A 2,420-nucleotide genomic window follows, 5' to 3' on the forward strand; every position below is an offset into this window, starting at 1 on the left:
GGCCGTCGACGCGCTGGCCGTGCCACTCACCGGACTCAGTGATGATGTCGATCGCCTTGACCGCGGCGGCCGCGTCGGCCACCTGTACCTGGCGCAGCATCCCGAACCGTGGGACCTTCTCGAGCTTGATCCGCAACCTGGTCGCGTAGCCGAGGCTGCCGTACGAGTTGGGGAACGTGTCGAAGAGATCCAGGTGGTCTCCGTCGGGCGTGGCCGTGACGATCTCGCCGGAGCCGGTCAGGATGTCCATCTCGATCACCGACTCGTGGGGCAGCCCGTTGCGGAACGACGTCGACTCGATGCCGAGCCCGGAGACGGCGCCGCCCAGCGTGATCGTGCGCAGCTGGGGGATGACGAAGGGGATGAGGCCCAGCGGCAGGGTCGCAGCGACGAGATCCTCGTAGGTGCAGATGCCCTGGACGTCGGCGGTCTGTGCCTCCACGTCGATCTCGATGACACCGTCAAGCCCGCTGACGTCCAGACCGGGCGTCCGGTCCGCGGTACGAGGGCGAAAGAGGTTCGAGGTCTTCTTGGCCAGACGGATGCGGCTGCCGGGGGCTATGCGCCCGTAGGACGCGACCAGCCGGGCCACGGCTTTCTGGTGGGACTGCCGACCTTTCACGTGCATCAGGCTAAGCCTGTCGCACCCCGCCACCGTCGGCAGGTCACCTGGTGAGACCAGCATCTCACCCTTCGTCGCGGCTCCACCCATGGTCTTCGAGGGCTATCGGGCTGCGAGGTAGCGCAGCGCGGCGGCGTAGCCCTCGAGCCCCATGCCCACGACCACGGCGGCCGCGATGTCGCTCAGGTAGGAGGTGCGGCGGAACTCCTCGCGGGCGTGGACGTTGCTCAGGTGCACCTCGACGAGCGGGGCGCTGAGCTGACTGGCGGCGTCGCGCACGGCGACCGAGGTGTGGGTCCACGCGCCGGCGTTGAGGATGACGGCCGAGCCCGCATCTGCGGCGGCGTGGAGCCAGCCGATCATCTCGGACTCGGCATCGGTCTGGCGCACGTCGACCTCGAGCCCGGCCTCGGCAGCCACCTGGTCACCCCCCGCGACGAGATCGGCGTAGGTGGCCGTGCCGTAGACGTCGGGCTCGCGGACGCCGAGGCGACCGAGGTTGGGTCCGTTGAGGACGAGGACGGTCATCGTGTCATCTCTCCAGCTGCCAGATCAGGGCGTCGGCGGGGGCCGACGCACTCAGAGCGTACTCACCGGCTGCCGTCAGTCGGGCCTCGTCGCCCTCGTGGAGTTCGGTGTCCTGTGGCTGTCCCACCTTCAGGCTCACCGTTCCTGCCGTCACGTGCACGAGGCTGCGGGGTGCGTCGGGGATCGTGACGAACGCCCTCGCCTCGAGGTGCAGGACGAGCAACGTCGCGCGCGCGTGTACGTCGATCGTCTCCGTCAGGCCCGGCCCGCGTGTCACGTCCGCCTGTGCATACTCCGGCGCCGTGTCGTGGTCCGACGCCAGCATCATCTGCACGAACACCAGCGGCTCGTCGGTCGAGGCATTGCGCTCGGAGTGCTCGACCCCCGTGCCGGCGCTCAGGCGCTGGGCGGTGCCGGGCTCGATGATGCCGCGGCGACCCGTCGAGTCCTCGTGGAGCAGCGAGCCCCGCAGCACCCACGTGACGATCTCGACGTCGGCATGGCGGTGCACGTCGTAGCCACCACCCGCGTCGACCGTCTCGGTGTTGAGGGCGATGAGCGGGCCGAAGCCGACATTGGCGGGGTCGTAGTGGTCGCCGTACGAAAAGCTGTGGCGGGTCGAGACACCGTCGCCCCGCGTCAGGAACCGGTCGTCGGCGCGGTGGACCTCAGGCATAGCCGAGCTCGTGCAGCCGGTCGTCCTCGATGCCGAAGTGATGGGCGATCTCGTGCACCACGGTGATGCCGACCTCCTCGATCACCTCGGCCTCCGACTCGCAGATCGCGAGCGTCGGGTTGCGGTAGACGAAGATGCGGTCGGGAAGCGCGCCACCATAGGAGGAGTCACGCTCGGTCAGCGGGATGCCGTCGTAGAAGCCCAGCAGCGTCGGGTCGTCGGCGGGCGCATCGTCCTCGATGAAGAGCACGACATTGTCGAGCAGCGCCGCGAGCTCGGCGGGCACGGCGTTGAACGCCTCCTCGACGAGCTGTGCGAACCGGTCCTCGCTCACCTCGAACATGCCACCATCCTGCCTGATGCCTCCCCGATGCGATGTGCACACCATGCCGGAGACCCACTATGCTGAACGGGTTTCAGGCCCCCATCGTCTAGCGGCCTAGGACGCCGCCCTTTCACGGCGGTAGCACGGGTTCGAATCCCGTTGGGGGTACCAGCCGTTCAACAAAGCTTCCTATCCTGCGGAGATGGCTTCCAGCAACGTGGACAACCGCTCAGCCTGTTTCCCGATGGGGAACAGTTTGGCGACAGGAA

The 2,420-nt window shown here is 68.1% G+C and carries 4 protein-coding genes and 1 tRNA gene; 1 reads left to right on the forward strand and 4 read right to left on the reverse strand.

Going from position 1 to position 2,420, the window contains the following annotated elements; translation table 11 throughout:
- The 4 genes from H7290_RS13335 to H7290_RS13350 all read right to left on the reverse strand — a co-directional run.
- The coding region (locus tag H7290_RS13335; protein WP_290514507.1) for an FAD-binding oxidoreductase at window positions 1–628 on the reverse strand (628 nt) is incomplete at its 3' end.
- A gap of 96 nt (window positions 629–724) precedes the next feature.
- Window positions 725–1,150 carry a type II 3-dehydroquinate dehydratase gene (gene aroQ, locus H7290_RS13340; protein WP_290514504.1) on the reverse strand — a complete coding sequence of 142 codons (426 nt, stop codon included), beginning with the start codon at window positions 1,148–1,150 and terminating at the stop codon, window positions 725–727.
- 4 nt (window positions 1,151–1,154) lie between these two features.
- A complete protein-coding gene (locus tag H7290_RS13345) occupies window positions 1,155–1,826 on the reverse strand; it encodes a pirin family protein (protein ID WP_290514505.1) in 672 nt (223 codons plus the stop codon).
- On the reverse strand, window positions 1,819–2,169 hold the full coding sequence (locus H7290_RS13350; protein ID WP_290514506.1) for a metallopeptidase family protein: 351 nt from the start codon (window positions 2,167–2,169) through the stop codon (window positions 1,819–1,821). The genes H7290_RS13345 and H7290_RS13350 overlap by 8 nt, the downstream gene beginning before the upstream one ends.
- Window positions 2,170–2,246: 77 nt before the next feature.
- On the opposite strand from H7290_RS13350, the gene H7290_RS13355 reads away from it, so the two are divergent.
- Window positions 2,247–2,322: transfer RNA gene (locus tag H7290_RS13355), tRNA-Glu, on the forward strand.
- The last annotated feature ends 98 nt before the right edge of the window (window positions 2,323–2,420 follow it).

It is taken from the genome of Aeromicrobium sp. (assembly GCF_014378035.1).
GTDB lineage: Bacteria > Actinomycetota > Actinomycetes > Propionibacteriales > Nocardioidaceae > Aeromicrobium.

Bases quoted from the DNA above. Each gene is read 5' to 3' on its own strand.
- H7290_RS13350 (WP_290514506.1), bottom strand. From the start codon at position 2,169: ATGTTCGAGGTGAGCGAGGACCGGTTCGCACAGCTCGTCGAGGAGGCG.
- aroQ (WP_290514504.1), bottom strand. From the start codon at position 1,150: ATGACCGTCCTCGTCCTCAACGGACCCAACCTCGGTCGCCTCGGCGTC.
- H7290_RS13345 (WP_290514505.1), bottom strand. From the start codon at position 1,826: ATGCCTGAGGTCCACCGCGCCGACGACCGGTTCCTGACGCGGGGCGAC.